Here is a 236-nt window from a genome sequence, read left to right on the forward strand (position 1 = left end):
GCCATACTGCGGGGGAGAGCGGTGACGGACCGCTGCTAAGCACCCGTTCGGTGAAGCGCGTTCGTCGCAGCGCTTGGAGCCGTTGGGTCATGCCTTCGGCGCGGGTAATGTCCAGGTCGGCTTCTTTCAGGCTGCCTTCCATGTTCGCCAGGCGTTCGGAAATGGCTTTGCGCTTGGCGGCGAGTCCCGCTGCCTCCGGTGGTTCCCCCTCGGCTGGGGGCGGTCCGAGCGCCGCC

General features: G+C 67.8%; 1 protein-coding gene. It reads right to left on the minus strand.

The annotated features are described in order from the left end of the window. The coding region (locus tag ACSHWJ_RS16095) for a DUF3772 domain-containing protein (RefSeq protein ID WP_435928801.1) at positions 1-236 on the minus strand (236 nt) is incomplete at both ends.

Origin of the sequence: Methylococcus sp. S1M (assembly GCF_051295855.1) — a bacterium.
Lineage (GTDB): Bacteria > Pseudomonadota > Gammaproteobacteria > Methylococcales > Methylococcaceae > Methylococcus > Methylococcus capsulatus.